Raw genomic sequence first — 25,971 nt, forward strand, 5'->3', positions numbered from 1 at the left:
CACATGCAGACAGCGCTTCGTACCTCCCTTCCCGAAACCGAGCTTGCCAGCCGTGCCAATTTCGCGCCCCACGCCCGCGTGGTGCGGGAGCAACGGCCCGTCGAGGCGGGCCTGCCGCTCAGCATCCGCGGCCTGCGCAAATCCTTCGGCGACAACGAGGTGCTGCGCGGCATCGACCTGCACATCCCCGCCGGCCAGTTCGTCGCCATCGTCGGCAAGAGCGGCTGCGGCAAGAGCACGCTGCTGCGCCTGATTGCGGGCCTCGACAAGATCGACGCCGGCAGCATCAGTTTCGGCCAGGACACCCAGCCCGAGGATATCCGCGTGATGTTCCAGGAGCCGCGCCTGCTGCCTTGGGCTCGCGTGCTCTCGAACGTCGAGGTCGGCCTCGGCCGCGATCGCGCATCCGCCGATGCCGATACGCGCGCGGCGAAAGCGCTGACCGAGGTCGGCCTGACCGACAAGCGCCACCAATGGCCGTCGGTGCTGTCGGGCGGCCAGAAGCAGCGCGTCGCGCTTGCCCGCGCGCTGGTCTCGCGTCCGCGCGTGCTCGCCTTCGACGAGCCGCTCGGCGCGCTGGATGCGCTGACCCGCATCTCGATGCAACGCCTGCTGGAGCGGGTCTGGCGCGATCAGGGCTTTACCGCGATCCTGGTGACCCACGACGTCACTGAAGCCGTCGCGCTGGCCGATCGAGTGCTGGTGATCGACGAGGGCCGGATCGCCCATGACGTCGTGGTTAACGCCGGCCGTCCCCGCGAACGCGGCTCTGCCGAATTGGCAAGCCTCGAAGCCTCAATTTTGAGCCACCTTTTGTCGGCGGAAGATCGTACCTAAATAGAGGGGGACCCCGCTTCGGGGAGCCGTGCCATGAATGTAGTGCCCCGCGATCTCATGACTGAAATCCCCGTCTCGTCCGCCGATTTTCGCGGCGCCATGCGTCATCTCACCGGCGGCGTCAGCATCATCACCGCCGGGCGGGGCAAGGACATCACCGGCATGACGGTCACCTCGGTGACCTCGCTGTCGGTCGAGCCGCCGACGCTGCTGGTCAGCATCAATCGCGATGCCTCGTCCTTCCCCTTGATCCGGCGCTATGGCGCCTTCGGGGTGAACATGCTCACGGCCGACCAGCTCGACGTCGCCGAACGCTTCGCCGGCAAGGGCGGGCTGAAGGGCGCCGATCGTTTTCCGGGCAGCCAGTGGGTGACGGCGGTCTCGGGCGTTCCGCTGCTGGTCGGCGCGTTGTCCGCGGTCGATTGCGAGGTCGAGGAGATCGTCGAGCGCCATTCGCATGGCATCGTCATCGGCCGTGTCAGGTCCGTCAGGAATTCGGCCCGTAATGCCGCGCTGGCCTATTGGCACGGCCAGTATGTGGCGGTCGACCGGGACGAAGACGCCGCCACGCTCGCCGACGTCAGCGTTCCCACGCGCGTCCGCCGCGGCGTTTGATCGCCGCAGGTCGCGGGCCGCCCGGGCTGGCCTTTTCTCGGGCTCCGCTCTAGAAGCGCCCAGAGCTTCCCATCCGGGGCAGCCATGGAGCGGACCAATGAAGCGCGTCGCGACCTGGGCCTTCTATGCCATCGGCGCGCTGGCGATCGCGTATCTGGCGCTGTTTGCCTATGCGACCTTCCGCGGCGAGCCGATCGTGCCGGGCGACCCCATTCACATTTTCCGCAAGCCCGACGCGCCGAGTTATTCTTAGAACTCGCGAGATCTCTTAGGGTGGGCAAAGCGAAGCGTGCCCACGACTGCCATCCAACGCAGGCAAATCGTGGGCACGGCGCAAGTGCGCCTTTGCCCACCCTACGGCACCGGGCGCGTGGCGCTACCCCCTTAAAATCGCCAACGCCAGCGCCTGCGCGCGCGGCACGATGCTGTCGATCTCGAGATATTCCTCCGGCGTGTGCGCGAGGCCGCCGACCGGGCCGAGGCCACAGATGGTCGGCGTGCCGACCGCGGCGGTGAAGCCCGAATCGGCGCAGCCGCCGGAGAACTCGCCCTGCAGCGTGGTGAGGCCGACCTGCCGTGCGGCCGCCTGATAGCCCTCGAACAGTGCCTTGGATTCCGCGCTCTGCACCACCGGCACGAACTCGCCCTTGATCGTCAGCGTCGCACTCGTGCCCGGCACGTAAGACGTTGCGACGATCGTCTCGATCGCGTCCATCACCCGCGCGCGATCCGCCGGATCGACATAGCGCAGGTCGATCTGCCCCTCGGCCGAGGGCGCCGTGGTGTTGACGGACTGGCCGCCCGAGACCAGGCCGACATTGAGCGTGATACCCTTGTCGAGATCGGTCAGCGCGTGGATCTGCACGATCTTGTGCGCGAGCTCGCCGATCGCGCTGACGCCCGCGGCGAAATTCGCGCCGGAATGCGCGGCCTTGCCGGTGATGGTCATGTGCATGAAGATGCCGCCCTTGCGTCCGGTCACGACGTTGCCGGTCGGGCGGCCCGGCTCGGAGTTGAACACGGCGCGGGCGGATCGGCCTTCGCGCTCGATCACGGGCCGGGAGGAGGGCGAGCCGATCTCCTCGTCCGAGGTGATCAAGAGCTTGATCGGATGCGGGTTGCCGCCGAATTTGTGGAAGGCGGTCGCGACGAAGATGTTCATCACGACGCCGGACTTCATGTCCGCGACGCCAGGCCCGTAAGCGCGCCCGTCCTTGATGGTGAAGGGACGACGCCCGGCTTCGCCCTTGCCGAACACGGTGTCGCGATGCCCCATCAACAGCACCGGCTTTTCATTGCTGCCGGGCTTTGCCACGTCGGCATGGATCGCATCGCCGAAGGTGGCGTTGGCCTCGCGGCGGCACGGAATGCCGTGCTCGGCAAAATGCCGCTCGAACCGCGCACCGACCGCATCGACGCCTGCCTTGTCGTAGGAGCCGGAATCGATGTTCACGACGTCGCGGAGCAGATCGATCATCGCCTGCCGCTGCGTCGCCAGCCAGTCCGTGATTTGAGCTTCAGACATGTGGTTCCTCGCGTGGTTTTCATGCGGGGTTATAGGGCGTCGTGCCGACGGGACCTAGTCGCCGGATGCGGTGCGGCCATGTCCGCCGCTGTCGTCCCCGCGAACGCGGGGACCCATACCGCGGAATCTATCGACTGAAGGTGATAGGAGTACCGAACGACGAGTCTTCGCCAAACTACTCCCTGTGGTTATGGGTCCCCGCGTTCGCGGGGACGACACCCAGGGTGTGGCGTCGATGTTGTCTTGCTCAAAGAAAAATGCCCGGGACCAGCCCGGGCATTCGCATTCTCAATCACGTAAGCGCGGTCTTACGCCCCCATCATCGGCATCCGCGGATATTCGCCCGGCGTGCCCGCCGGGGTGATCGGGATGCCGCCGTCGGAATATTCGTTGAGCTTGTTGCGCAGCGTGCGGATCGAGATCCCCAGGATGTTGGCGGCATGGGTCCGGTTGCCGAGGCAGTGCTTCAGCGTTTCCAGGATCAGGTCGCGTTCGACGTCCGCGACGGTGCGTCCCACCAGCGCGCGTGTCACCTGCTCGGCGGCCATGGTGGCGTGCGCCACGGCCGGCGGGGTCTTGGCGAGGTCGAGGCGGTCGCCGTCCGGGGTCAGGATCGCGTCGGGTCCGATCTCGTCGCCCTGCGCCATCAGCACGGAGCGGTGCATGGTGTTTTCGAGCTCGCGGACGTTGCCCTGCCAGCGGTTGACCGACAGCACGCGGCGCGCTTCCGCCGAGATCGGGCGCACCGGCACGCCGTTGGCTTCGGCGTACTTCTTCACGAAGTGCTGGGCGAGCTCGAGGATGTCGAGGGGACGCTCGCGCAGCGGCGGGATCTTGAGGTTGACCACGTTGAGGCGGAACAGCAGGTCCTCGCGGAACGTGCCTTCGCGCACGGCTTCGGCCAGGTTGCGGTTCGAGGTCGCGATGATGCGGATATCCACCGGCACCGGCTTGGTGCCGCCGACGCGGTCGATCACGCGCTCCTGGATGGCGCGCAGCAATTTCGATTGCAGGCGGACGTCCATCTCCGAGATTTCGTCGAGCAGCAGCGTGCCGCCGGTGGCCTCCTCGAACTTGCCGATGCGGCGCGCGATCGCGCCGGTGAAGGCGCCCTTCTCGTGGCCGAACAGCTCGGACTCCAGGAGATGCTCGGGGATCGCGGCGCAGTTGATCGAGATGAAGGGTCGCTTGGCGCGGCCCGAGCGGGTGTGGACGTAGCGCGCCAGCACTTCCTTGCCGGTGCCGGATTCGCCGGTGATCATCACCGAGGCGTCGGAGCCCGCGATCTGCTGCGCCAGCTTGATCACCCTGGCCATGGCTTCGTCGCGATAGACCAGCTCGCGGGAATCGTTGGCGACAGCCGCCAGGACCGCGGCGATCAGCTCGGGATCGGGCGGCAGCGGGATGTATTCCTTGGCGCCGGCATGGATCGCCGCAACCGCGGCGCGGGCGTCGTTGGTGATGCCGCAGGCGACGATCGGGGCGTGGATGTGTTCGGCTTCGAGCCGCATCACGAGGTCGCGGATGTCGAGGGCGACGTCGACCAGCAGGAGGTCGGCGCCCTTGCCGCCGCGCAGGACGCGCATCGCCTGCTCGTGATCCTCGGCATGAGTCACGGTCGCGCCGTTGTCCATCGCGATCTTGGTGGCGGTGGTGAGCTGGCCCTTCAATGTGCCAACGATGAGAAGCCGCATGTCAGTCTCCTGTCCGTCTGGTCGCGCTGCCGCGCGTTATCCCTGCAATGTCGCTAGCTGCGTTCGGCCTTGATGATTTCGGTCATGGTCACGCCGAGCTTGTCCTCGACCAGGACGACTTCGCCGCGGGCGACCAGCTTGTTGTTGACGTAGATGTCGATGGCCTCGCCGACGCGCCGGTCGAGCTCGAGCACGGTGCCGGGTCCGAGCTTCAACAACTCGCTGACGTCCATCTTGGAGCGGCCGAGCACCGCCGAGACCTGCACCGGCACGTCGAACACCGCCTCGAGGTCGGCGGCGGCACGCGCCGCGTATTCGTCCTCGTTGTAGCCGACGTCGGTGCCGGTGGGCGGCAACGGGCCGTTGAGATCGGGCAACGGGACCTGTCCGTCGGTGTCGCTCATGGCTTAGCTCCCCCTCCGGGACGCGATGTAGCGTCCGACCATTTCGTCGATCTTGGCCGCGATGGCGCCGCGCTCCAGCACGACCCCGCCATCGGCCCATTCGATCCGGCAGTCGCCGGTGACAATTTCAGGCTCGGCGAGGATCACCAGCCGGCCCTCGAAGCCGCTCTGCTTCGCGAGCCGCTCGATCTTCTCGCGCGCGCTGTCGTAGAGCGCATCGTTGATGCGGACGACGAGATGCGGCGTCGCGACCAGGTGCGAGAAGCAGTCCTTCACCAGCGCCATGATCTCGCCGAGCGGCTCGGCGGCGACCAGATCGGCGCACAATTTGCGCGCCACCGCGATCGCGACCTCGACCGCTTCGGTCTCCATCCGGGTCTCGATGTTGCCGATGCCGCCTGCGACACCGCGGATGCCGATGTTGATCTCCTCCATGGCGAGCGCGACGCGGCGGTCGCTCTCGGCCTTGGCCTCGTGCTGGCCGGCAGCAAAGCCCTCCTGATAGGCGCGCGCCTCGGCTTCCGCGACCTTCTGCGCGATCTCGGCGGCCGTCGCAGCCTTCTCGCGCGGCGACCGCTCGGGTGCCGCGAAGTCGGTGTCGAACAGGAATTTGGCGGGAGCGCCCATCAATACACCAGCTCGTCGTCGGCGCGGTTCTTGGTCAGCATGATCTCGCCCTTGGCGGCGAGGTCTTTTGCGAGGTTGACCAGCAGTGCCTGGGCCTCGTCGACGTCGCGCAGCCGCACCGGGCCCATCGCCGCCATGTCGTCCTGCAGCATCTTGGCCGCGCGCGAGGACATGTTGCCGAAGAAGAAGTTGCGGACGTCCTCGTTGGCGCTCTTGAGCGCGACGCCGAGCTTGTCCTTGTCGACGTTGCGCATCAGGGTCTGAGCCGATCCGGAATCGAGCTTGACGAGGTCGTCGAAGGTGAACATCAGCGCCTTGATGCGCTCGGCGGATTCACGATTGTCCTCTTCCAGCGAGGTGATGAAGCGGGTTTCGGTCTGGCGGTCGAAATTGTTGAAGATTTCAGCCATTACCTCGTGGGCGTCGCGGCGGCGGGTCTGGGACAGATTGGACATGAATTCGGTGCGCAGCGTCTTCTCCACGCTCTCGATCACCTCCTTCTGAACCGCTTCCATCTTCAGCATGCGGTTGACGACGTCGAGCGCGAGGTCCTCGGGGAAGATGCCGAGCACGCGCGCGGCATGCTCCGGCTTCAGCTTCGACAGCACCACCGCGATGGTTTGCGGATATTCGTTCTTGAGGTAGTTCGCGAGGACCTCTTCCTGCACGTTGGAGAGCTTCTCCCACATGTTGCGGCCGGCAGGGCCGCGGATCTCGTCCATGATGCCGTTGACGCGCTCCGGCGGCAGGTATTGCTGCAGCAGGCGCTCGGTGGCGTCGAAATTGCCCATCAGCGCGCCGGAGGCCGACATGCGCGAGACGAATTCGAGCAGCATGTCCTCGACCGTGTCGACCTCGACGGTGCCGAGCGTCGACATCTCCAGCGAGAGCTGGCGCACTTCTTCGTCGTCGAGCAGGCCCCAGATCTTGCCGCCATATTGCTCGCCGAGCGCGAGCATCAGGATCGCGGCGCGCTTCGGTCCGGACAATTGTTCGGCCGGCTTGCCGTCCTTTGCCCTTGTGTTGGCACGCTGACCGAGCGTGGAGATCACGCTGGTGATGTCGTTGCTGTTGGCGTTTTGCAATGCGGCGGCCATGTCAGTTCACTTCTCGTATTACTTTGCGGATTCGCTCAGCCATTGGCGGACGATGGCGACGGTTTCGTTGGGATTGCGCTCGGCGAGCTCGCCGACGCGATGAACGGATTGGGCGTGGACCTGGCCCTGGATGGTGGCGACGTCGATCGCGCTCGCCGCGCCGCTCGGCAGCAGCGGCTGGCCGCTGGCCGGCGCCGCCTCGTCCGAGGCGGCGGGACCGGCGAGGACGCCGGAGATGGCGGCGGCAACCTCGTCGGAGGCCAGGATGCGCTTGACCAGCGGGCGGATCACCAGGAACAGCACGACGAGGCCCAGCAGCATCATCACGCCGAGCTCGACGAAGTACATGACGTCGTCCTTGGTGAACTGGAGCATGCCGAGGAAGCCCGAGGGCTCCGCGATCGGGGTGGTGGAGGGGGCATCGGCAAAGCGCAGATTGACGACCTCGACCTGGTCGCCGCGCTTCTGGTCGAAGCCGATGGCCGAGCGCACCAGGGTGGCGATGCGGTCGAGCTGCTCCTTGGTGCGGTCGGTGTAGGCCAGCTCACCCTTGTCGTTCTTGGTGTAGATGCCGTCGACCAGCACCGCGACCGAGATGCGGTTGACCCGGCCGGCCTCGGTCACCTCGGTCTTGGTGGTGCGGGAGATCTCGTAATTGTTGGTCTCCTCGCTCTTCTTGCTCTGGTCCTTGGCCGCGACGCCGTTGTTCTGCTGGTTGCCGGGCAGCTCGTTGTTGACCGTGACCTGGCCGTTGTTGTCGGCGGTCATGCTCTGCTCTTCGCGGGTCTGGCTCGAGCGCAGCACGCGGCCTTCGGGATCGAACTTGTCCGAGGTCTGGGTGACCTTGTTGAAGTCGAAATCGGCGGAGAGCTGGACGCGGGCGCGCCCCGATCCGACCACGGAGGAGACGATGTCCTCGACCTGCTTGCGCATCCGCTTCTCGAAGGAGATACGGCGCTCGTCGCCGACCGCCTGCTCCGGATCGGTCGCAGCGCCGTCGGCGAGCAGCGAACCGGCCTCGTCGACGATCGAGACCCGCTGCGGCTTCAGGCCGTTGACGGCGGAGGCGACGAGATGGCGAATGGCGCGGATCTGCTGGGCTTCCAGCGAGCCGCGGACGCGGACCACGATCGAGGCCGAGGGCTCGGGCGCCTCACGCGCAAACAGCGGGCGCTCGGGCAGCACCAGATGGACGCGGGCGGCCTGGATCCGGTCGATGGCCCGGATGGTGCGGGCGAGCTCACCCTCGAGGGCGCGCAGGTGATTGATGTTCTGGACGAAAGAGGTGGTGCCGAGCGCATCCGACTTGTCGAACACCTCGTAGCCGACGCCGCCGCCCTTGGGCAGGCCACCCTCGGCGAGCTTCATCCGCAGGCGCGTGACCTTGTCCTTGGGCACCATGATGATGCTGCCCTCATTGCGGATCTCGAACTGGATGCCCTGGCGCTCCAGGTCCTTGATAATACTTGAGGAATCTTCGACGCTAAGGTCGGTGAACAGCGTCGTCATCTGCGGCGTGGTGACGCGCATGATGACGAACGCGAAAAAGCCGATGAGCGCGGCGGTGACCGCGATCATCGCCCCGAACCGGGCGGCTCCGATACTCTTCAAAAAGTCCGCAAGACCTTGCAAGCAACCGCCCCAACAGATTCGGCCGCTTTCACCGGAAAGGCCGACTGGGCAATTATTGCCTAGGTGATGGTTTCGATATGGTTAACGAAGGTTAAGAGGTCGTACAAAAGTAGCCAGCATGAAAAAAATCGGCCTCGCGGGGCGAGGCCGATTTTCGTCAAAAGCCGCAGATTTCCGGATCGCTTACTGGCGATATTGCTGAATGCGGGTGGTGCGAAGACCCGCCAGACCATGCTGGTCGATGGAAAACTGCCAGGAGAGGAATTCGTCGACCGTCAGGGTATAACGGCTGCAGGCCTCCTCAAGCGAGAGAAGTCCACCACGGACAGCGGCGACGACTTCGGCCTTGCGGCGGATGACCCAGCGTTTGGTGCCGGGTGCTGGCAGGTCCGCGATCGTCAACGGACTGCCGTCCGGCCCGATGACGTATTTTACCCTCGGGCGATGGGGTTCTGTCATGGCGTACTCACAAACTCTCAACCACTGAACTCACGCCCGTAACCCTACGCCCGGCGGCTTAAAAATCCGCTAAGCCTAAGGCTTCAATACAATTCTCGTTGAAAATGACTCAAGCGCTGCCGTCTCGGCCGGCGGAACGGGGTGTTCGGGCCGGTCGAGCGGGTCTTCTTAAATACTTTACTAACGAATGGAGCCCTGAAGGGCTCTCTCAGCAGTCGTCCCTGCGAAGGCAGGGACCCATACCGGGTGATCTCTCGATGAGACGCGGGTCGCAGTACCAGGATTTCTTAACGACGAGTCTTCGCCAAATTTCTTTCTGTGGTTATGGATCCCCGCCTTCGCGGGGATGACACTGAATGCGTGGCGAGTGCGGCCCGCCCTTAATTGCTGGTCGCGATGATGCTCTTGACCTGGCTGAGCGTATAGCTGGCGCCGTCGATGGTGAGCAGCGGCGGCGACTGGGTCAGGTCGACGGACGACACGGTGCCCTGCACCTGCGCGGCGATGCCGACATTGTTGTTGGCGACGTCCTTGCCCGTTGCCGAGATCGTGTACTTGCCGTCGGGCCATTGCGTGCCGTCATTGCCCTGGCCGTTCCAGGTGAAGGGAACGTCGGTACCCGCGCCGGCGGTGTATTTGCCGGTGAACACGGTCTGGCCGCTGGCATTGGCGACGGTGATGTCGACGGTGGCATCCGAGGGCACGTTGAGATGCCAGGTGGCCGAGGAGTTCTTCATGGTCGCGGTCGAGCCGTCGACCAGGGCGGTCTTGCCGACGAAGCCCAGCGCCTGGGTCGCCTGCGTGGTCTGCTGCAGGGTGACGAGCTGGGACAGCGCATCGTTGGTCTTGAGCTGCTGCTCGACGCCGGCGAACTGCACCAGCTGCTGGGTGAACTGGTTGGTGTCGAGCGGATCCAGCGGGTTCTGGTTCTGCAGCTGCGTGGTCAGCAGCGTCAGGAAGGTCTGGAAGTTGCCGGCGAGCGTCGATCCCGTGGTCGAGCTCAGCGAGTTCGACGAAGAGGATTTCGGCAGGTCGGTCGTCCCGGAGACGACGGAGGGCGCGGTGGCGGCATTCGTGGTGGTCATGGTCGAATACTCCTCACACTCTGATGTCGACGCCGCTGCTCGAACCGAGCATGCGGCCGTAGCTGCGTCCCGCGGGCGCGGCGGGAACGCTGTCGTCCTCGCTGATGATCAGCCGGCGGGCATTGCCGCCATTGTCGTTGTTCTGGCCTGAATTCTGGCCCGACGAATTCTGGTCGCGCAGGCTGAACGACAATCCGTTGCTGCCGGTCTTGAGGCCGGCGTCGTCGAGCGCGCGCTGCAATTGCGGCGCGTCCTGGCGCAGCATCTGCAGCGTCTCCGGCTTCTCCACGGTGAGATGCGAGGTGACGTTGCCGGCGCGGTCGACGTTGATGCGCACGTCGATGCGGCCGAGCTCGGCCGGATCGAGGCTGATGTCGAAGCGGGACTTGCCGGAGCGGATCGCAGCCGCGATCTCGATCGGGATGCCGGCGACAGGCACGGCGGTGTTGGCGGCCGCGGTCGCGGTCAGCGTCGCGGTCGATGCGGACGCGGTCGAGGTGGTGTTGGTCAGCGGCGCCTGCACGGCCGAAGCGGCCTGGGCGCTGGTGTCGCTCGGGGCGACCAGACCTTGCGTGCCTGCATGAGCGGGCGTGGCGGGCGCGCCCTGGGTCGCATCGGCGGTGCGGTCGGCCGCACCTGGCTTGGTCTCGGTCGCCGCGCCGTCTGCCTGCGGCTTGGCGACTTGCGGATGCGCGGCGGGATTGGCGGTCGCAGCGCCCGGCGCCTGCGCGGTGGCGGCGTTCGTCTTGCCGGTGTCCTGGCCGATATTGGAGACGTCGGACTGGCCTTGCGCGGTGGCGACGGCCTGGAACGAGGTCTTCGGCGTACCCTGGCTGGCGGGGATCAGTCCGGCATTCGGCTTGGTGTCGGTCGCATCGGCCGCGCCGGTGGCGGCATCGCCCAGCGTCGTCGAAGTGTCGGCGTCGACCTTGGCGCCGGCGGTCTTGGCGCTCTTGTCGCCCGGCGTGGCGGTGTCGGTCTTGGGGCCCGCGATCTGCGCCGCGGTCGAGGCGCTGGCGGCGATGCCGGCGGCAGCAATCGTCAGCGGTGAGGTGGTGGCGGCCTGGTTCGTCGCGGCGTTCGCATCGGTCGGGACGACCGGTGCGGCAACGACGATGGCGTTCGGATCGGGCACGGCGGCCTGCGCCGCATCGGCCGGCACGGTTGCCGCGGTATCGACGGCGGCGGCAAGCCCATCGGTGGCCTCGGCCTTGTCGCCCTTGGTTTCGTCGGACGCGTCAGCCGATTTGGCGTCCGGCGTCTCGGACTTGTCCTTGGCCTTGAGCTTGTCCTTGCCGGTATCCTTGGCCGGATCGGTGGCGGTGTCGCTCGCCTTGTCGTCCCTGGCGGGGGCGGACGTGTCGGTGTCGTCGCTTGCCTTGCTCTGCGGGGGTTGATCCGTGGATGAGGTGTCGCGCGGGCCCTTGTCGGCAGAGGACGAATCGCTCCGCCGCGGCGCGCCGTCCTGGGCGGCGGCATTGGTGCTGCTGATGGCCTGGGTGTTGCTGTCGACCAGCGATCCGAAGGAGTCGGGCGCTTGCTGCGCGTCCTTGCTGCTCTGCGACCGGGCAGGCTTTTGCTGCGTGCTCGCGACTTGCACGCTGGCCACGACATCTGACGTACGACTGACCACAGGCGACCCCTTGGAAACAAACTTCGGCATCAAGGGGAGCAAGGAGCGGGCCAGTGCCGCTCTTTGTCATTTTTTATAGTAAAATCAATATGTTGATGATTCGTGGTCGACCCCGAGGGGCCCGCCGCAACCCCGCCATTTCTGCCTCCCCGGCAAGAATTGCCCTAAGCTGGCCGCCCCGTGATTGCTTCACCGGAATGCCGCCTATATTAAAGAGGTTACTCTCAGCCGCTTTCGACCGGGCAGTCGTGCCTTGCGGGAACTAAAGTTCCCGGGGACCGACGACGTCCCGCCAGAAGCATGAAATCGCGGATCGCCGCACGCCGTCGTCACAACCCCTTAAGGCCCATGCTCAACAGTCTGGATCTCGAAGGCCGTCCTGAGGACACCAGGGTCGTCGTCGCCATGTCGGGCGGCGTCGATTCCTCGACGACGGCTGCGCTTCTGAAGGCGGAAGGCTACGACGTCGTCGGCATCACGCTGCAGCTCTACGACCACGGCGCGGCGACCCATCGCAAGGGCGCCTGCTGCGCCGGCCAGGACATCCACGACGCCCGCGACGTTGCCGCCAAGCTCGGCATTCCCCATTACGTGCTCGACTACGAGGATCGCTTCCGCGAATCCGTCATCGACAATTTCGCCGACTCTTATGCGCTTGGTGAAACGCCGGTGCCCTGCATCGAGTGCAACCGCTCGGTAAAATTCCGCGACCTCCTGAAGACCGCGCGCGAGCTCGGGGCGCAGGCGCTCGCCACCGGCCATTACGTCGCCTCGCGCCGCCGCGAGGACGGCTCGCGCGCGCTGGTCTGCGCGGCCGACGCCGATCGCGACCAGAGCTATTTCCTGTTCGCCACCACGCAGGAGCAGCTCGACTTCCTGCGCTTTCCGCTCGGCGACATGACCAAGCCCGAGACGCGCGAGCTCGCGCGCCGCTTTGGCCTGTCCGTCGCCGACAAGCACGACAGCCAGGACATCTGCTTCGTGCCGACCGGCCGCTACACCGACATCATCACCCGCCTGCGTCCGAACGCGATGGACCCCGGCGACATCGTCGATCTCGAGGGGCGCGTGCTCGGCCGGCACAACGGCATTGCCAATTTCACCGTCGGCCAGCGCCGCGGCCTCGGCATCGCAGCTCACGCGCCGCTGTTCGTGGTGCGGCTGGAGGCAGCGACCCGCCGCGTCGTCGTCGGCCCGCGCGACGCCCTGAAGATGCACCGCATCGCACTTCGCGACGTCAACTGGATCGGCGACGGCGACATCGACCGCGCCATCGGCGCCGGCCTCGAACTGTTCGTGCGCGTGCGTTCGACACGCGCGCCGCAGCCGGCGTGGCTGCGCGGCAGCGACGGCCATTACGAGGTCGAGCTGGTCGCCGGCGAGGAGGGCGTCTCGCCCGGCCAGGCCTGCGTGTTCTACGATGCGCCTTCGGGGCAGGCGCGCGTGCTCGGCGGTGGTTTCATCCAGAGCGCCGCGGCCAAGGTCGCGAGCAACGCAGCGAGGCCGCTGGTGGAAGCGGTGCGCGGCTAAGAAAAAAAGCTGGGGCAGGGGGCATGGCAGCAGACATCTCGCGGGCCGGGGTCGAGAAGGCCTATGGCCGCTGGGCACCGGTCTACGATCTCGTGTTCGGCAAGGTGTTCGACGCCGGCCGGCAATCGACCATCGCGGAGGCCGACCGCATCGGCGGGCGCATTCTCGACGTCGGCGTCGGCACCGGCCTGTCGCTCTCCGATTATTCGCGCACCACGAAGATCTGCGGCGTCGACATTTCCGAGCCGATGCTGCGCAAGGCGCAACAGCGCGTGCGCGCGCTTCGCCTCTCCAACGTCGAGGTGCTCTCGGTGATGGACGCGAAGAACCTCGCCTTCCCCGAAAACTTCTTCGACGCGGTGGTGGCGCAATACGTCATCACCGCCGTGCCCGATCCCGAAGGCACGCTCGACGAGTTCGTGCGCGTGCTCAAGCCCGGCGGCGAGCTGATCCTGGTCAACCACATCGGCGCCGAGAGCGGTCCGCGAAAACTGTTCGAGCTCGGCTTCGCACCGATCGCCCGCCGCCTCGGCTGGCGCCCGGAATTCCCCTGGGCCCGCCTCGTCAACTGGGCGGCCAAACACGGCGGCATCACGCTCACCGAGCGCCGCCCGATGCCGCCGATGGGGCACTTTTCGCTGATCCGCTACCGCAAATCGTGATGATGTGACGCGGGAACAGGGGGCGCCGCGCGCGCGTTCCCCTTCCATGCGCACGACAAACCTCATTCTTGCGGGCCTCCTGATCGCCGCTTCAGGCAGCGCGATCGCGCAGGCCCCGCCCGCCCCGGCGACGCCGCCGCAAGCGACCGCGCCGCCATCCCCGCAACATGCCGCGAATTGCATGCCGCAGGACCGGCCCAACCGGCAGGCCGACGGCACCACCACCGGCCAGTCCCGGGAACCGCTCGGTGACAAGCTGGCGAAATCCGACGGCGTGCTCTGCCCGCCGACCGGCGTCGACCCCGAGATGCACGCCCCGGCCCCCGACGCCGGCGGCAACACCCCGGTGATCCCGCCGCCCGGCAGCCCCGGCGGCGACCCCAATGTGAGGCCGAAGTAGCGACTTTTTCGCCTTCGTCGCCGCTCCCGGCCCTTGTCCCGCCGCCGCCTAGATGAAGGCGGCTTTCGGGTGAGGGGGACTTTCTGCGAATCTGGGGCGCGAAACCGAGCGATTCCGGTCTGAATTCACCCGGCTGATCGCGGCCTCCTTAGCTTGACTTCCCGCCGCCCCCTTCTTTATATGCCGCGCGTTCGCGAGATCGGCCGTTCGCCGTTCGCGACCCTGTGGCGGGGTAGCTCAGCTGGTTAGAGCACGGGAATCATAATCCTGGGGTCGGGGGTTCGAGTCCCTCTCCCGCTACCAATTTTCCCGCGCCTCGCATGTCCGGTCTCCACGCGGTGTTGCACGACCTGCTTCGTGCCCTGTCTTTCGCGACATGGGATGCGGCGTTGTGATCCCGGTGATGGCGGCACGATTGGCATTGGCCAGAGCCGGAGCGGTGCCGGAGTGGCACGGCCTGCCGACGCTCAGGCGTCCGTCGGCAAGCGAGCTCTCGCGGGAATTCCACGCATCCGATCGTCAGTGCATGACTCTCATGCTCGCGCTCGTCCCCGTTCAGGGCGTCGGCGCTGTCCCGTTCTCGACACCATGGTCTTCCCGGTCTCCAGCAATTGATGGAGTCTCGTCGCCGGGTGCACGCGCGACTAGGAACTCCCAGGCATGATCGACGCTTGAATCCGCGGGCCAGAGTCGCCGCCGATTGCTGGCCTGCACGGCCCGCCTCCAAGCCCCCATGCCCCCCCAGGGTGGGCCGTGCTTTTCAAGAGGAGACGCAATTGCCCGACCCGACCGATCAGGACATCAGAGAGCGCGCGCATCATCTGTGGGCACAGGCGGGCAAGCCCGCCGGCCGCGAGGACGAATTCTGGCACGCCGCCGAGCAGGAGCTGCGCAACGAGGACAAGTCGGACACGCTGCGCACGCCGGACACGCTGTGACCGACAAGGCCTGCCCATTCTGCCGGGGTCTCGGATGGGTCTGCGAGAACCATCCGCACCAGGCCTGGCGCGAAAAGCGCGGCGGCTGCCGCTGCGGCGAGGGCATGCCCTGCACCTGCAACACGACAGAGGATCCGGAGGTCAGAGCGGTGATCGTCGAGGCCGATACGACCTGGCACTAAAGCGATGCGATCTGGATGAACCGTCATCGCGCCTTAGCTTGTTGCTTGCGCATGATCTCTCCGGAAAACCGCTTCGCACGTGTCCGGATCATGCTTTGGCGACGTCGGCTCGATGTGGTGGTGCGTCGGATGGGTTAAGCCCTTGCGAAACCCATGATGCGCCTGCGTCGTCCAGACTCGATGGGTTTCGCTTCGCTCTACCCATCCGACGCGCGGCGCGCGCCGTTGCCGAGGAACAGACCATCCGGGCAAGGCATTCACTGTCTGACCAAGACGGGCTCTGACAACAACACTTTCCCACGGCAGCATCAGCGGTGGACGAACAGAAGAAGATCGAGCACCAGATCGAACTCGCCACGCGGGCGGCCGCGCTCGTCCAGGACGAACCCACCGGCCATCGCTTCCGCAGCTTTGCCGAGGAGCTGAAACGAAAGCTCCGCCGCATGATGCGCCGCGGCCAGGTCCGCGACCGCGCCTATGAGCTCTGGGAGCAAGCCGGCCGGCCTGCGGATCGCGAGCTGGAGTTCTGGCTGGAGGCGGAGCGGCAACTGGAGCAAGAGTGGGAGCAGCGCAAGGGGGCCGATGTGCCCACGAAGCGATAGCCGGCGGCGCGATGGAGGAGGTCGGCTCCGGACCTTCGCAAGAAGAAAGCCGCCGGGCTCTTCACCCAGGCGGCCTCGACAAGTCCGGAGCTGTCGATCGTCGCCGCAGCCTCACGCGTACCGCCGTTACCTTGTTTGCGGCCATGCAGGATGTTTGTAGGCGAGGGTGCGCGATTCTGCTGTGATCTGAACCACACAGCGCACAATTGATGGCGAGGTCAGGTGCCGCGCGAGACCGGCGCTGCTTGCGGCGAGACGGTTCGCGACTGTGCGCTGGAAGGTGGAACTCGTCTCTCTCCGCCGTCGTCCAGGTTTTCATCCAGAAGAATCGGTGACGGTGACTGACGCACGCGCAGCGGCTTTCTGACGCACGTTCTCTGTGCGCGGTTCCGTTTTCGCCGTTCGAGCCCCGGCAAGGCAAGTGCACTTGACTCGCGTGCGTCGAGCAGTTCGCGCAACCACCTCAGCGATGTAACGAGATTTGCGTAGCGTTCAGCGCGAGATAACATGCAAGCTCGCGCGCTGTTCCGTCGTCGTCGACGACGAATGCATCAAATGCGAGCGATCGCCGCGACCGCCATTCGCATTCTGCCTATGGGCTACCTCACACTTTGAAAACTAGCGGTCTCACAATTTGCTGACGCGATGCCAGGCGACTTACGTTGCTTTGTCCAGTTCAGGTTGTATGGTGGCCGCGAGCATTTCGACTTGGTCGAAGACGTGTGGGCGATGGGCGCTGTCCACATCGTTGGTGGTCTTGATCAGAAGAAGAGTGTTCGCCCGTGATGAAATGAGGGACGGAAGACAATGACCGAGGATAAGGACAATGTCGCTGCTCCACATCAATCTCTTCGGCGGTGTCGAGGTTATTTCTGCTTCCGGTGAGTCGATATCGATTCCCAGCCGCAAGGCTGCAACTCTTCTGGGCTATGTCGCGCTCAGTTCCCCACGGGCCATTTCACGCGGCAAGCTCGCCACCCTGTTGTGGGACGGTCACTTCAGCGATCGCGCGCGCGCCAGCCTGCGACAAGCGCTGCTCACGTTGCGGCGTGCGCTGCCGCAATATCCCGATTTGATCTCGGCCGATCGCGACGACATCCGTATCTGCCCGACCACGATCAGCACCGATGTCTGGGAATTCGAGCGCCTGCTGAGGGAGGGCCATCCCGAACGGCTGGCCCGTGCGGCGGTGCTCTATCGAGGCGACCTTCTCGAGGGCATCGGCTCGACGTCCTGCCAATTCGAGGCCTGGCTGTCCGCCGAGCGCCAGCGGTTGAGAACACAGGCGATGCAGGCGCTCGCGGGCCTGCTGGACGCCGACGGGCGCGAGCACATGGATATCGCGATCGCGCTCGCGCTGCGTATTCTCGCCATCGACCCGCTTCAGGAGGGAGTCCATCGCATCTTGATGCGCTGTTATGCACAGCGTGGTCGCCGTGCCGACGCCTTGCGTCAGTATGATCTTTGCCGCGCCGTGCTGTGGCGGGACGTTCGCGCGGTGCCGGAGCAGGAGACCGAACAATTGCAGCGCGACATTCGCCGCATGTTCTGCACGCCCCCGCAATCTGCCTCGCTCAAATTGCCGCTCGCCAAGAACTTTGACGCAACTTTCACGCTCGACGTGACGCCTGCATCACGATCCCTGTCGTAGCTCTAGCTGCCCGCACAGTGATGCCGTCTCCCTTCGGGAAGCGCGTGTCGCTCGCAGGTCAGGCACTTCATCAGGAGACGTTGATCATGACTGGAACACAGCAGCAGTACGAGGATTACGGCCAACTGGACCCGCAGGGGATTTTCGGCTCCATCCTCGGCGGTGCGGCCGGACGCGTTATCGGTAATCTGCTCGGCGGCAAGAAGGGAAAGAACATCGGCGGTATCGTCGGAAACATCGGCGGAGGTTTCCTGCCGTTTTCGGCCGGTCCGGACACGCAAGGTCCGGCGCAGGTCTCCGAGATGGAGCTGCAGAGCTTCTGGAGCGTTCTGAAGAAGATCGGCCAGGGCGTGCAGACCGGCGTGAACATCCGTCACCAGCTCGGCGTGTTCAGTGCCTAGCCCGGTCTGCAGCCGGCAGCCAGCGCGCCGCCGACCGACATGGAGCTGCAGAGCTTCTGGAGCGTGCTGAAGAAGATCGGCCAGGGCGTGCAGACCGGCGTGAACATCGGTCACCAGCTCGGCGTGTTCAGTGCCCAGCCCGGCCTGCAGCCGGCAGCAAGCGCGCCGCCGACCGACATGGAGCTGCAGAGCTTCTGGAGCGTGCTGAAGAAGATCGGCCAGGGCGTGCAGACCGGCGTGAACATCGGTCACCAGCTCGGCGTGTTCAGTGCCCAGCCCGGCCTGCAGCCGGCAGCAAGCGCGCCGCCGACCGACATGGAGCTGCAGAGCTTCTGGAGCGTGCTGAAGAAGATCGGCCAGGGCGTGCAGACCGGTGTGAACATCGGTCACCAGCTCGGCGTGTTCAGTGCCCAGCCCGGCCTCGAGCCTGCTGCGGCTGCGCCGCCGTCCGAGATGGAGCTGCAGAGCTTCTGGAGCGTTCTGAAGAAGATCGGCCAGGGCGTGCAGACCGGCGTGAACATCGGTCACCAGCTCGGCGTGTTCAGTGCCCAGCCCGGCCTGGAGCCCGCCGCGGCCGCACAGCCGACCGACATGGAGCTGCAGAGCTTCTGGAGCGTGCTGAAGAAGATCGGTCGGGGTGCCCAGACCGGCCTGGATATCGGCCATCAGCTCGGCGTGTTCAGCGCCGGCCAGCCCGGCCTGCAGCCGGCGGCAAGCGCACAGCCGACCGACATGGAGCTGCAGAGCTTCTGGAGCGTGCTGAAGAAGATCGGGCAGGGTGTGCAGACCGGTGTGAACATCGGCCACCAGCTCGGCGTGTTCAGCGCCGGCCAGCCCGGCCTGCAGCCGGCGGCAAGCGCACAGCCGACCGACATGGAGCTGCAGAGCTTCTGGAGCGTGCTGAAGAAGATCGGCCAGGGCGCCCAGACCGGCCTCGACATCGGCCGCCAGCTCGGCGTCTTCAACGCCGGTCAGCCCGGTGGCACGATGCACTAGACCCCACACGCAGAAGGCGGGCGCAAGCCCGCCTCTGCGCTCAGAATGGATGGAAGCCAGATGGCGGATTCAAACACGTCGCAGCAATTCATCGTGCAGGGAGACCCGGTCCGATCCGGTCAGCTCAACGAACACCTGCGGCTTGAAACCGGCGTGACGCGAATAGCCCAGGTCGCTCCCGACGTCGTCATCCTTTCGATGACGAAGACACAGGCCGATCGCCTGAAGTCGACGTTTGCCACGCTCGTGGTCGAACCGAACTCAGCGCTGAAGCCGTTCGATGCCGACTGATTTCGGTGGGCAAACATTGGACATGAAAAACATCAAGGAGGCTGCAATGGCCACGAGAGGCAAACCGGGAACGTCCGGGCAACGCGAGCACGATGCGACCGAAGCGGCGGCAACCGGCAACGGCGTGGATCCGGGACAAGGAGCCGGCCAGTCACCGGCATCGGGGCAGGGGCCCGCGACGATCGTATCGCGCCGATCGCAATTCATGATCGCGCCGCAGCAGCAGCCCGGGCTTGCGACCTTCAGCGTCGACTTTCTCACCCAGCAGCTCACCAACAGTCCCGACATCGAAGTGGTGAAGACGATCTCCCCGCCGCGCCTGTTCGGATTTCAGAGCGCGGAGCTCGGACAGGTGCCGCTCAGTCCGCTGGTCCTCGCCAAGATGGATCCCGACAAGGCCAAGTTGCTGAAGACCCAGGCCCAGGGACGTTGCGCGGTGGAGCGCGACGACCGGCTGGCCTACATGCTCGACCCCTCCACGCCGCAGCTTCCCAATCCGGGCGTGCTCACGCCGCTGGCCGACGGCTTCACTGCGACGATCGAAGTCTTGGGCCAGGACGGCCCGCTGCCCGAAGCCGAAGTCTATGTGTTCGGCAGCATGTGGCCGGCACAGGGCATCACCGACGCCAGCGGCCGTGCCACCGTGACCCTGCAGGGCGAAACGCCGGAGACCATCCGCTCGATCCTCGTCAAACCGAAGATCGACTACTGGACCTTCTGGCTCGATCGTCCGCAGCTCGTTCCCAACAGCGTCAACCGGATCGCCGTGAGGGCGCTCGGCGCCGTCTTGCGCAACTTCCCCGGCCAGCAATTGATGGGGTGGGGTGAGCGCGCGATGGGGCTCGATCGTCTGCCGCCGTCCTTTGACGGTGCCGGCATCAAGATTGCGATCATCGATTCCGGCCTGGCGCCGACCCATCGCAATCTGCACGGCATCACGGAAGGCACCAGCATCGTCGGCAACGACAAGGCGGCGTGGACCGTCGACACGATCGGCCATGGCTCGCATTGCGCCGGGATCATCGCCGGCGGTCCGGTCGGCGCCGGCGGCGGAATCCGCGGCTTCGCGCCCGCGGCGGAAATCCATATCTGCCGCATCTTCCCGGGCGGCCGGTTCAGCGATCTCGTCTCCGCGCTCGATTACTGCATGGAGCACGGCATCGACGTCGCCAACATGAGTCTCGGCGGCGGCGACCCATCGCAGATCATCGAGGATCGCATCATCCGCGCCAAGCAGATGGGCATGGCCTGCATCATCGCCGCCGGCAATTCGTCGGGGCCGGTGCAGTTTCCCGCCTCGACGCCGCATTGCCTGGCGGTCGCCGCGCTCGGCAAGTGGGGCGAATTCCCCGACGACAGCTATCATTCGCAGCAAGCCCTCGACGGCTTCCAGAGCCGCGACGGATACTTCCCGGCCAAGTTCTCCTGCTTCGGACCGGAAGTCGACGTTTGCGCGCCCGGTGTCGGGATCGTCTCGTCGCTGCCCGCCGACGGTTTCGGCGCATGGGACGGGACCTCGATGGCGACGCCGCATGTCACGGGCCTGGCCGCGCTCGTGCTGGCGCACCATCCGGACTTCACCAAAGGCAACTTCCAGAATCGCGATGCACGCCGTGTCGAGCGGCTGTTCCAGATCCTGAAGGAAACCGCGACGCCGCTGCAATTCGGCGACCCCAACCGTACCGGCGCGGGACTGCCGAACGCGATGCGGGCGCTCGGCCTCGAAACCGGCGTCGCGCCGGTTGCCGCCGCGGCGTCCGCGACCGATCCGTCGCTGGCGACGTTGCGCCGCCTGCTCGGATTGCCGCCGGCCGAAGCACCCAGCATGGTGCCGGCGGGCGCTCCGGCGCCGCAGTCCGCAGCTCCCGTGCAGGCCGGCGCAAGCAACGTGGCGCGCGGTCCGGCCCAGACGGCAGGCGCGATGGCGCTGCAGTCCGTCGATCCCATGCAAAGCGGCTCGAGCTACGTCGCCCGCGGTCCCGCACAGACGGCGAGCGCTACATTCGTCCCCACGATGATGGATCCCGATCCCGCCCAGATCCGGGAGATCATGCACAAGGTCGGATTGCTGTAACGCGCGGCAAGGCGGTTTGCGAAAAGGGGCACAGCGGCAGGAGCCGCTGTGCCCTGAGCGTTTTGCCGCGTCGTAGCAAACTCCGCGAGAGCGTGCTTTCGCTGAGATCCGAGCACACACCGGAAGGATGACGGGGCGTTTGGAAGGGCCAAGGCCGCTGGATGAGGATGAGGTGAGCCCTTGTGGGCCCCGCCGGCACCAATGCCAGCGGCACCATCCACATCACTCAGGGCAACAGCTGCGGCAACAATGCCACCGCTACCCTACGGTCTACTAAGCAACAAAGAACAAAGCCGCCGGGCTCTTCACCCAGGCGGCCTCAAAAGTCCGGAGCTGTCGACCGTCGCTGCAGCCTCACGCGTACCGCCGCTACCTTGTTCGCGGCCGTGCAGGGCGACTGTAGGGGCAGGCGCGCGATCCTGCTGTGACTTGAAGCACACAGTGGCAGGATGAAGGAAAAGAGGAAAGTGCTGCATCAGAACATGACGGTTGCAACGCAGCTCAAGTTCAATTTACTTAGAGGCGGACGTTTTAAGCAGTCGGGGTTGTTACTGATCAACTTGGTTATTGTGCGGAGCGTCAACGCTGCGCTGGTGACGCTCCATGCATCATTTCCATAATCTCTAAGTAGGCGGACGGTCGCAACATGTGCTCGCTACCGCGCTATTCTGGTAGCTGCTCGTCATCACTGCAGCACAAAGCATACCAGCCAAGGCAACGAAGACGATAATCCGAATTTTCATCGATTGATCCTCCCATTAGTCGAGATGGCTATTAGGGTAAGCGGTGTCAAGAGCGCCGCCAAGTAAGGGGTGCGGGCTTGGAAAACGTCGATAAATCAGAAGCATCCGGCGATATTGCCGGTATCGCCTTGTCCTTGTCGGGTGGAGGTCTACGAGCAACTTTCTTCCATCTTGGTGTCGTGGCGGCGCTCAGAGATTGGTCGCTGAATGGACAGTCAGGTTTGTCTCTTCTGCGAAAAATCTACTCGGTGTCAGGCGGAAGCATAACAGCGGCGTTCATTTTGAGCCGCTGGAACGAGCTCCATGGCTCAGATGAGGAGTTTCAACGAACCATTCGCGCCCTCAAAGAATTTGGGGGGGCTGGAGTGCGAGGGCGGTTGATAAGGCGCTGGATCTTAGCCTGGGTCTTTCTGCTGCCGAGAAAAGTCATGGGCGGTCGTGCCGCGTTTCTGGAGCGAGAATATAACCGGCTGTTTGGAGACACGAGGTTCCGAGATGTCTACTTGAAGACGCCGGCTGCCCCAGATCTCGAAACGCTTGCAACAAGCTTCACGACCGGCCAGCTGTGTTCGCTCTCAAGGCGAGGCTTTCATCGCGGCTTCCCATCGACAGCGACTCCAAGCCTTCCGGGAAGGGACCTCATCACTCTCAAGAAGGCCGTCGCCATCTCCTCGGCCTTTCCTCCTCTTTTCCCTCCCGTTCTGGTGACCAAGGAGAGCTTTTCGTATCCGGACGAAGCAACCTTTCATCCCCCAAAAGAGCTCCTTTCGGACGGAGGAGTGTTTGACAATCTCGGTTTGGTAAAGTCACTGGCCGACAATGATTCCAATATGATAGTCGTTAGCGATGCCGGCGCAAAATTCGATTGGAGATTGAAACAGCGCTTCCGTTGGATATTTCAGCGCGCCGTCCGATCAACCGACATCATGATGTCGGAGATGGCTAAGTCCACTCTTGCACTAGCGCGGGTAAATAATCCTGTCGTTTGTTCAATCACATCGATTACGGGTGGGCGCTTCGAATATCTATCCTCCGCCGCTCAAGAGCAGCTACCATTCGTCAGGACCGACCTAGATATCTTTTCGCCCAGGGAAATCGACTCGCTGATAGCTCATGGTTATGGCGTCTGCAGCCACGAGCTGTCACTCAGGGGCTTTCTGCAGAATGGCAAAGACTCTCTTCCGAATATCTGTGCCCAGACGATTCTGGGCGAACAGGATGGAAGTCGATTGCAGAATTTGGTGAGCGAGCTTCGGAAATCTGCGAAGCGAAAGCTCGGATTTTTCGATTGGTCGGATCCGATGCCAAGCATTGGTCTCGGAATTCTCGTTGGTGCAATCTTATTTGCTTTTTGTCTTGTTCCAATCACTATTGGTCATTTGCGTTTCATTATTGCGGACCAGGATCGGCGACTAAAAGAAGACAAGGTAATGCGAGCAAAGCTCGACTACGCTTGTCATGGTGTGTCAGCCGCTGCCCTTAAGGATGAAGCGTGGACCAAAGTGCAGCTCGGAGATTACGAAGAGGCCTCCAAAACAGCTGCCAGTGTACAGGAATGTAGTCGGAACGATCCAGATCCGTTCAATACGCTGGGAAGCGTGGCGTTCCTGCAGGGGAAGTACAAGGATGCGGTTCCCCTATTCCGAAGTGCATATGATCTGCTTCCAAGTCCATATTTTGCTGCCAATTTAGCAGAGTCGCTGATGGAATCCGCGGGTCTTGCGGCAGGAACGGAAGAAAGTCGGGCGCGCAGGGAAGCGATTCAATTCTACAGGAATCTCCAATCGGAGACGAGTGCTCAGCTTTCCAGTCAGCGAATTCTCTATAAGCTCGCCAAGGCCAGTTTTTACGAGAAGGATTACGTCGAGGCTAAGAGACTCATCGTGCAGGTTTCAACTTCCTACAGCGAAGAGGGGGCGAAAGGTCAGGCGCGTATATTGGAAAGCGCTATTTTGCTCGCGCAGCCATCTCAGTCGGAGAATCGCACGGCCGAATCGGTTTTCACCGAAGGTGTAAATGCGGATCCGAAATTTTGGCGACAGATTTTCCTAGGGGGGCGGAAGAATCGTAGCGATCCGTACGACAATATTGTGCGAGTGCTGGGAGACAAGGCCAAGATTTGGCTTGAAAAATAGCGATGAGAAACCGTCGGGGGCCTGCAGGTTGACTGCGCGATGGGTGGGTTGAAGCGCGTCGATGTTCGAACTCGTCTCTGAAGCTGCGTAGTGTCATGATTTGAGATGGCTTGCCGAATGACCTTGCAGTCAATGTAAGCCCCTCAGCGAGGGCTGCGCCGGGTGGACTTCCGCCCCTGTGTCGGCCTCCGTCAACCCCTCCTCGCAAAAATATTCCACTTTACCGAAATTCGGTTTTGTCGTATCCATCGGTCATCCCGGCTCACCAAGAGGGGCGACTTGTGGTCGTCTTGTTCGCGAGCCGGGCTTGCGGTGGACGCGGCAGCGTCGGCATGAGAGGTGCGGGCAGGGCGGGTAGTCCCTGTGAGCCCGTAACCGCGTGCGGACGACGGCGCTGCTAGGCTTCGTCTCGCTCGTAAGTTTCCGGCTTCGTCGACAGGGCCGGGAATACTGCGGCGAGGAGCGGGCCGTGCGTACGGCAAAACCGTGTGGTCCTGGCCGTCGTTGCTACGGTCAAGCCGGATCGAAGATGTGCGCGAGCCCAACCGGGCAGACGGCATCATCCAATTCGAACGGCGAGGGAGGCCAGAAGGAATGGTCGGCTCCCGGGAGATCACGGCATAAGCCGTCCAGCCACTGCGCAGGGAAGGCCGAGTGATCGGCACCACCTGTATGCTGCTGTGCGGTCTCCTTTGCGCATCATTCGCGCAGCGGACCGCGGGTGCGCTGTCAGCACCCGGCCTTCCCTGCACCCTCTTGGATTTAGAGGGTGAGAGAGCAAGCAACCTCGGGCGAAACGCGCCGCGAGGCTGCGAAGCCATGTCTGCGGGCCGAGCTGCGTGCCACAAGCTCGATCTCGTAGGGTGGGCAAAGCGCAAGCGTGCCCACGTCTTTGTTGCTGACGGAGGGAGATCGTGGGCATGGCGCAAGCGCGCCTTTGCCCACCCTACGACACTACGACACTTGCGATCTGCGTGGCACGGTCTCGTCCATCGCAGATCGGCAGAATCTGCCGGGACGGATTTGCCGCTGCGACGGAGCTGCTATCCGCAATTCGCGATAAGTCCTTGATGAACATGTATCCGCGAGCTGGCATGCGCGTTGCACGCGAGAGCTGCGTTCGCAAATGAACAGTGGAGTTCGGGTATGAGTGTCGGCAGCATGAGCAGCATCGGTGGCGGCGGCGCGGCGGGATCGCCATTCTCAGCCGGCCCATCGAAATCCGCCGATGGCGCGCAGAACGACGTCTCGGCCTTCTCGTCCATGCTGCAGGACGGCACGCCTTACGACGAGATCAAGGTCGATCTGCCGAACGGCATGTCGGTCGGCATCGTGCATTTCGGCGGCGGAGGCTTCGACAGCGAGGCGCTCAAGTCCATCGAGGATTTCGTGCGGAGGCTCGCGGACGAGAAGACGCTCGGGCAGCCGGCAGCGAGCGCCGATCAGGCCGGCCATGACGAAACGCCGGGTGCGGTCGGGATCGACAAGATCCATGTCGATCTTCCGAACGGAATCTCGTTCGAGATCCTGCATTCCGCAGGCAAGACGTCCACCGACAGTGCCGCAATCATGAAGCAGCTCACCGACGCCGCCGAAGAGCTCGCCGAATCGCTCGGGCATTATTCGCCGGCATCGAGTGCGGCGTCCGCCTACGCCGCGCAGCAGGCCGCCGCGTCCGGCCGGAGCCGCGGGCTCGACGCCCGCAGCTGATGCGCCTGCGCGGAGCGTGACGATGTCATGCCGGCATTCGCCGCGCTC

25 protein-coding genes and 1 tRNA gene are annotated in these 25,971 nt (G+C 64.5%); 17 read left to right on the forward strand and 9 right to left on the reverse strand.

Annotated features, from left to right (window positions below; all coding sequences use genetic code 11):
* Nucleotides 1-3 precede the first annotated feature (3 nt).
* From CO669_RS12820 to CO669_RS35955, 3 genes are all read left to right on the forward strand, one after another.
* Nucleotides 4-837, forward strand: a complete 834-nt coding sequence (locus CO669_RS12820; protein ID WP_097660169.1) for an ATP-binding cassette domain-containing protein — start codon at nt 4-6, stop codon at nt 835-837.
* A 33-nt stretch (nt 838-870) separates the two neighbouring features.
* Complete coding sequence (locus tag CO669_RS12825) at nt 871-1,452, forward strand: flavin reductase family protein (protein ID WP_097660170.1); 582 nt, start codon at nt 871-873, stop codon at nt 1,450-1,452.
* A gap of 97 nt (nt 1,453-1,549) precedes the next feature.
* Complete coding sequence (locus CO669_RS35955; RefSeq protein WP_198963985.1) at nt 1,550-1,705, forward strand: hypothetical protein; 156 nt, start codon at nt 1,550-1,552, stop codon at nt 1,703-1,705.
* Between the two features lie 123 nt (nt 1,706-1,828).
* Here CO669_RS35955 and CO669_RS12830 read toward each other — a convergent pair whose 3' ends face one another.
* The 9 genes from CO669_RS12830 to CO669_RS12870 form a co-directional block, all read right to left on the reverse strand.
* Nucleotides 1,829-2,977 carry a M20 family metallopeptidase gene (locus tag CO669_RS12830; protein ID WP_097660171.1) on the reverse strand — a complete coding sequence of 383 codons (1,149 nt, stop codon included), beginning with the start codon at nt 2,975-2,977 and terminating at the stop codon, nt 1,829-1,831.
* Nucleotides 2,978-3,285: 308 nt separating this feature from the next.
* Nucleotides 3,286-4,671 (reverse strand): sigma-54-dependent transcriptional regulator FlbD, encoded by a 1,386-nt coding sequence (gene flbD, locus CO669_RS12835; protein ID WP_097660172.1) that lies wholly within the window; start codon nt 4,669-4,671, stop codon nt 3,286-3,288.
* A 53-nt stretch (nt 4,672-4,724) separates the two neighbouring features.
* A complete protein-coding gene (gene fliN, locus CO669_RS12840; RefSeq protein WP_097660173.1) occupies nt 4,725-5,075 on the reverse strand; it encodes a flagellar motor switch protein FliN in 351 nt (116 codons plus the stop codon).
* A gap of 3 nt (nt 5,076-5,078) precedes the next feature.
* On the reverse strand, nt 5,079-5,702 hold the full coding sequence (locus CO669_RS12845) for a FliH/SctL family protein (RefSeq protein ID WP_097660174.1): 624 nt from the start codon (nt 5,700-5,702) through the stop codon (nt 5,079-5,081).
* Complete coding sequence (gene fliG, locus CO669_RS12850) at nt 5,702-6,799, reverse strand: flagellar motor switch protein FliG (RefSeq protein ID WP_097660175.1); 1,098 nt, start codon at nt 6,797-6,799, stop codon at nt 5,702-5,704. Before fliG ends, CO669_RS12845 begins: the two co-directional genes overlap by 1 nt.
* Before the next feature lie 18 nt (nt 6,800-6,817).
* Nucleotides 6,818-8,431 (reverse strand): flagellar basal-body MS-ring/collar protein FliF, encoded by a 1,614-nt coding sequence (fliF, locus tag CO669_RS12855; RefSeq protein WP_097660176.1) that lies wholly within the window; start codon nt 8,429-8,431, stop codon nt 6,818-6,820.
* A 183-nt stretch (nt 8,432-8,614) separates the two neighbouring features.
* On the reverse strand, nt 8,615-8,890 hold the full coding sequence (gene sciP / locus CO669_RS12860) for a CtrA inhibitor SciP (protein ID WP_002714638.1): 276 nt from the start codon (nt 8,888-8,890) through the stop codon (nt 8,615-8,617).
* 380 nt (nt 8,891-9,270) lie between these two features.
* Entirely contained in the window at nt 9,271-9,975 is a 705-nt protein-coding gene (locus tag CO669_RS12865) for a flagellar hook assembly protein FlgD (RefSeq protein ID WP_097660177.1), read from the reverse strand.
* Between the two features lie 13 nt (nt 9,976-9,988).
* Nucleotides 9,989-11,608, reverse strand: coding sequence for a flagellar hook-length control protein FliK (locus CO669_RS12870; protein ID WP_097660178.1), 1,620 nt, complete (start codon nt 11,606-11,608; stop codon nt 9,989-9,991).
* A gap of 348 nt (nt 11,609-11,956) precedes the next feature.
* On the opposite strand from CO669_RS12870, the gene mnmA reads away from it, so the two are divergent.
* From mnmA to CO669_RS12940, 14 genes are all read left to right on the forward strand, one after another.
* Nucleotides 11,957-13,138, forward strand: coding sequence for a tRNA 2-thiouridine(34) synthase MnmA (gene mnmA / locus CO669_RS12875; RefSeq protein ID WP_097660179.1), 1,182 nt, complete (start codon nt 11,957-11,959; stop codon nt 13,136-13,138).
* Nucleotides 13,139-13,161: 23 nt separating this feature from the next.
* Nucleotides 13,162-13,800, forward strand: a complete 639-nt coding sequence (locus CO669_RS12880; protein ID WP_097660180.1) for a class I SAM-dependent methyltransferase — start codon at nt 13,162-13,164, stop codon at nt 13,798-13,800.
* Between the two features lie 46 nt (nt 13,801-13,846).
* Complete coding sequence (locus tag CO669_RS12885) at nt 13,847-14,200, forward strand: hypothetical protein (protein ID WP_097660181.1); 354 nt, start codon at nt 13,847-13,849, stop codon at nt 14,198-14,200.
* Between the two features lie 226 nt (nt 14,201-14,426).
* Nucleotides 14,427-14,503 (forward strand) — tRNA-Met (locus tag CO669_RS12890).
* 473 nt (nt 14,504-14,976) lie between these two features.
* The gene (locus tag CO669_RS12895; RefSeq protein WP_097660182.1) at nt 14,977-15,138 is read left to right on the forward strand and encodes a DUF2934 domain-containing protein; all 162 of its coding nucleotides are present in this window, start codon (nt 14,977-14,979) and stop codon (nt 15,136-15,138) included.
* Nucleotides 15,135-15,320, forward strand: a complete 186-nt coding sequence (locus CO669_RS12900; RefSeq protein ID WP_097660183.1) for a hypothetical protein — start codon at nt 15,135-15,137, stop codon at nt 15,318-15,320. The genes CO669_RS12895 and CO669_RS12900 overlap by 4 nt, the downstream gene beginning before the upstream one ends.
* Before the next feature lie 314 nt (nt 15,321-15,634).
* A complete protein-coding gene (locus CO669_RS12905; protein ID WP_097660184.1) occupies nt 15,635-15,922 on the forward strand; it encodes a DUF2934 domain-containing protein in 288 nt (95 codons plus the stop codon).
* 826 nt (nt 15,923-16,748) lie between these two features.
* Nucleotides 16,749-17,573, forward strand: coding sequence for an AfsR/SARP family transcriptional regulator (locus tag CO669_RS12910; protein WP_097660185.1), 825 nt, complete (start codon nt 16,749-16,751; stop codon nt 17,571-17,573).
* Nucleotides 17,574-17,659: 86 nt separating this feature from the next.
* Nucleotides 17,660-17,974, forward strand: a complete 315-nt coding sequence (locus tag CO669_RS12915; protein ID WP_143278664.1) for a hypothetical protein — start codon at nt 17,660-17,662, stop codon at nt 17,972-17,974.
* A gap of 39 nt (nt 17,975-18,013) precedes the next feature.
* Nucleotides 18,014-18,970 (forward strand): hypothetical protein, encoded by a 957-nt coding sequence (locus CO669_RS12920; RefSeq protein WP_097660187.1) that lies wholly within the window; start codon nt 18,014-18,016, stop codon nt 18,968-18,970.
* 60 nt (nt 18,971-19,030) lie between these two features.
* Nucleotides 19,031-19,261 carry a hypothetical protein gene (locus tag CO669_RS12925; RefSeq protein WP_097660188.1) on the forward strand — a complete coding sequence of 77 codons (231 nt, stop codon included), beginning with the start codon at nt 19,031-19,033 and terminating at the stop codon, nt 19,259-19,261.
* Nucleotides 19,262-19,307: 46 nt separating this feature from the next.
* Complete coding sequence (locus tag CO669_RS12930; RefSeq protein ID WP_158228767.1) at nt 19,308-21,335, forward strand: S8 family serine peptidase; 2,028 nt, start codon at nt 19,308-19,310, stop codon at nt 21,333-21,335.
* Between the two features lie 820 nt (nt 21,336-22,155).
* The gene (locus CO669_RS12935; protein ID WP_097660190.1) at nt 22,156-24,213 is read left to right on the forward strand and encodes a patatin-like phospholipase family protein; all 2,058 of its coding nucleotides are present in this window, start codon (nt 22,156-22,158) and stop codon (nt 24,211-24,213) included.
* A gap of 1,146 nt (nt 24,214-25,359) precedes the next feature.
* A complete protein-coding gene (locus tag CO669_RS12940; protein ID WP_097660191.1) occupies nt 25,360-25,923 on the forward strand; it encodes a hypothetical protein in 564 nt (187 codons plus the stop codon).
* Nucleotides 25,924-25,971 lie beyond the last annotated feature (48 nt).

This window comes from Bradyrhizobium sp. Y36, from assembly GCF_002531575.1.
Lineage (GTDB): Bacteria > Pseudomonadota > Alphaproteobacteria > Rhizobiales > Xanthobacteraceae > Bradyrhizobium.

Excerpts from the sequence above, each read along its gene's own strand:
- sciP (WP_002714638.1), bottom strand. The coding sequence starts at position 8,890 with ATGACAGAACCCCATCGCCCGAGGGTAAAATACGTCATCGGGCCGGAC.
- CO669_RS12940 (WP_097660191.1), top strand. The coding sequence starts at position 25,360 with ATGAGTGTCGGCAGCATGAGCAGCATCGGTGGCGGCGGCGCGGCGGGA.
- CO669_RS12880 (WP_097660180.1), top strand. The coding sequence starts at position 13,162 with ATGGCAGCAGACATCTCGCGGGCCGGGGTCGAGAAGGCCTATGGCCGC.
- flbD (WP_097660172.1), bottom strand. The coding sequence starts at position 4,671 with ATGCGGCTTCTCATCGTTGGCACATTGAAGGGCCAGCTCACCACCGCC.
- mnmA (WP_097660179.1), top strand. The coding sequence starts at position 11,957 with ATGCTCAACAGTCTGGATCTCGAAGGCCGTCCTGAGGACACCAGGGTC.
- CO669_RS12930 (WP_158228767.1), top strand. The coding sequence starts at position 19,308 with ATGGCCACGAGAGGCAAACCGGGAACGTCCGGGCAACGCGAGCACGAT.
- CO669_RS35955 (WP_198963985.1), top strand. The coding sequence starts at position 1,550 with ATGAAGCGCGTCGCGACCTGGGCCTTCTATGCCATCGGCGCGCTGGCG.
- CO669_RS12925 (WP_097660188.1), top strand. The coding sequence starts at position 19,031 with ATGGCGGATTCAAACACGTCGCAGCAATTCATCGTGCAGGGAGACCCG.
- fliG (WP_097660175.1), bottom strand. The coding sequence starts at position 6,799 with ATGGCCGCCGCATTGCAAAACGCCAACAGCAACGACATCACCAGCGTG.
- CO669_RS12825 (WP_097660170.1), top strand. The coding sequence starts at position 871 with ATGAATGTAGTGCCCCGCGATCTCATGACTGAAATCCCCGTCTCGTCC.
- CO669_RS12885 (WP_097660181.1), top strand. The coding sequence starts at position 13,847 with ATGCGCACGACAAACCTCATTCTTGCGGGCCTCCTGATCGCCGCTTCA.
- CO669_RS12910 (WP_097660185.1), top strand. The coding sequence starts at position 16,749 with ATGTCGCTGCTCCACATCAATCTCTTCGGCGGTGTCGAGGTTATTTCT.
- CO669_RS12830 (WP_097660171.1), bottom strand. The coding sequence starts at position 2,977 with ATGTCTGAAGCTCAAATCACGGACTGGCTGGCGACGCAGCGGCAGGCG.
- CO669_RS12920 (WP_097660187.1), top strand. The coding sequence starts at position 18,014 with ATGGAGCTGCAGAGCTTCTGGAGCGTGCTGAAGAAGATCGGCCAGGGC.
- fliN (WP_097660173.1), bottom strand. The coding sequence starts at position 5,075 with ATGAGCGACACCGACGGACAGGTCCCGTTGCCCGATCTCAACGGCCCG.
- CO669_RS12820 (WP_097660169.1), top strand. The coding sequence starts at position 4 with ATGCAGACAGCGCTTCGTACCTCCCTTCCCGAAACCGAGCTTGCCAGC.
- CO669_RS12845 (WP_097660174.1), bottom strand. The coding sequence starts at position 5,702 with ATGGGCGCTCCCGCCAAATTCCTGTTCGACACCGACTTCGCGGCACCC.
- CO669_RS12865 (WP_097660177.1), bottom strand. The coding sequence starts at position 9,975 with ATGACCACCACGAATGCCGCCACCGCGCCCTCCGTCGTCTCCGGGACG.
- CO669_RS12915 (WP_143278664.1), top strand. The coding sequence starts at position 17,660 with ATGACTGGAACACAGCAGCAGTACGAGGATTACGGCCAACTGGACCCG.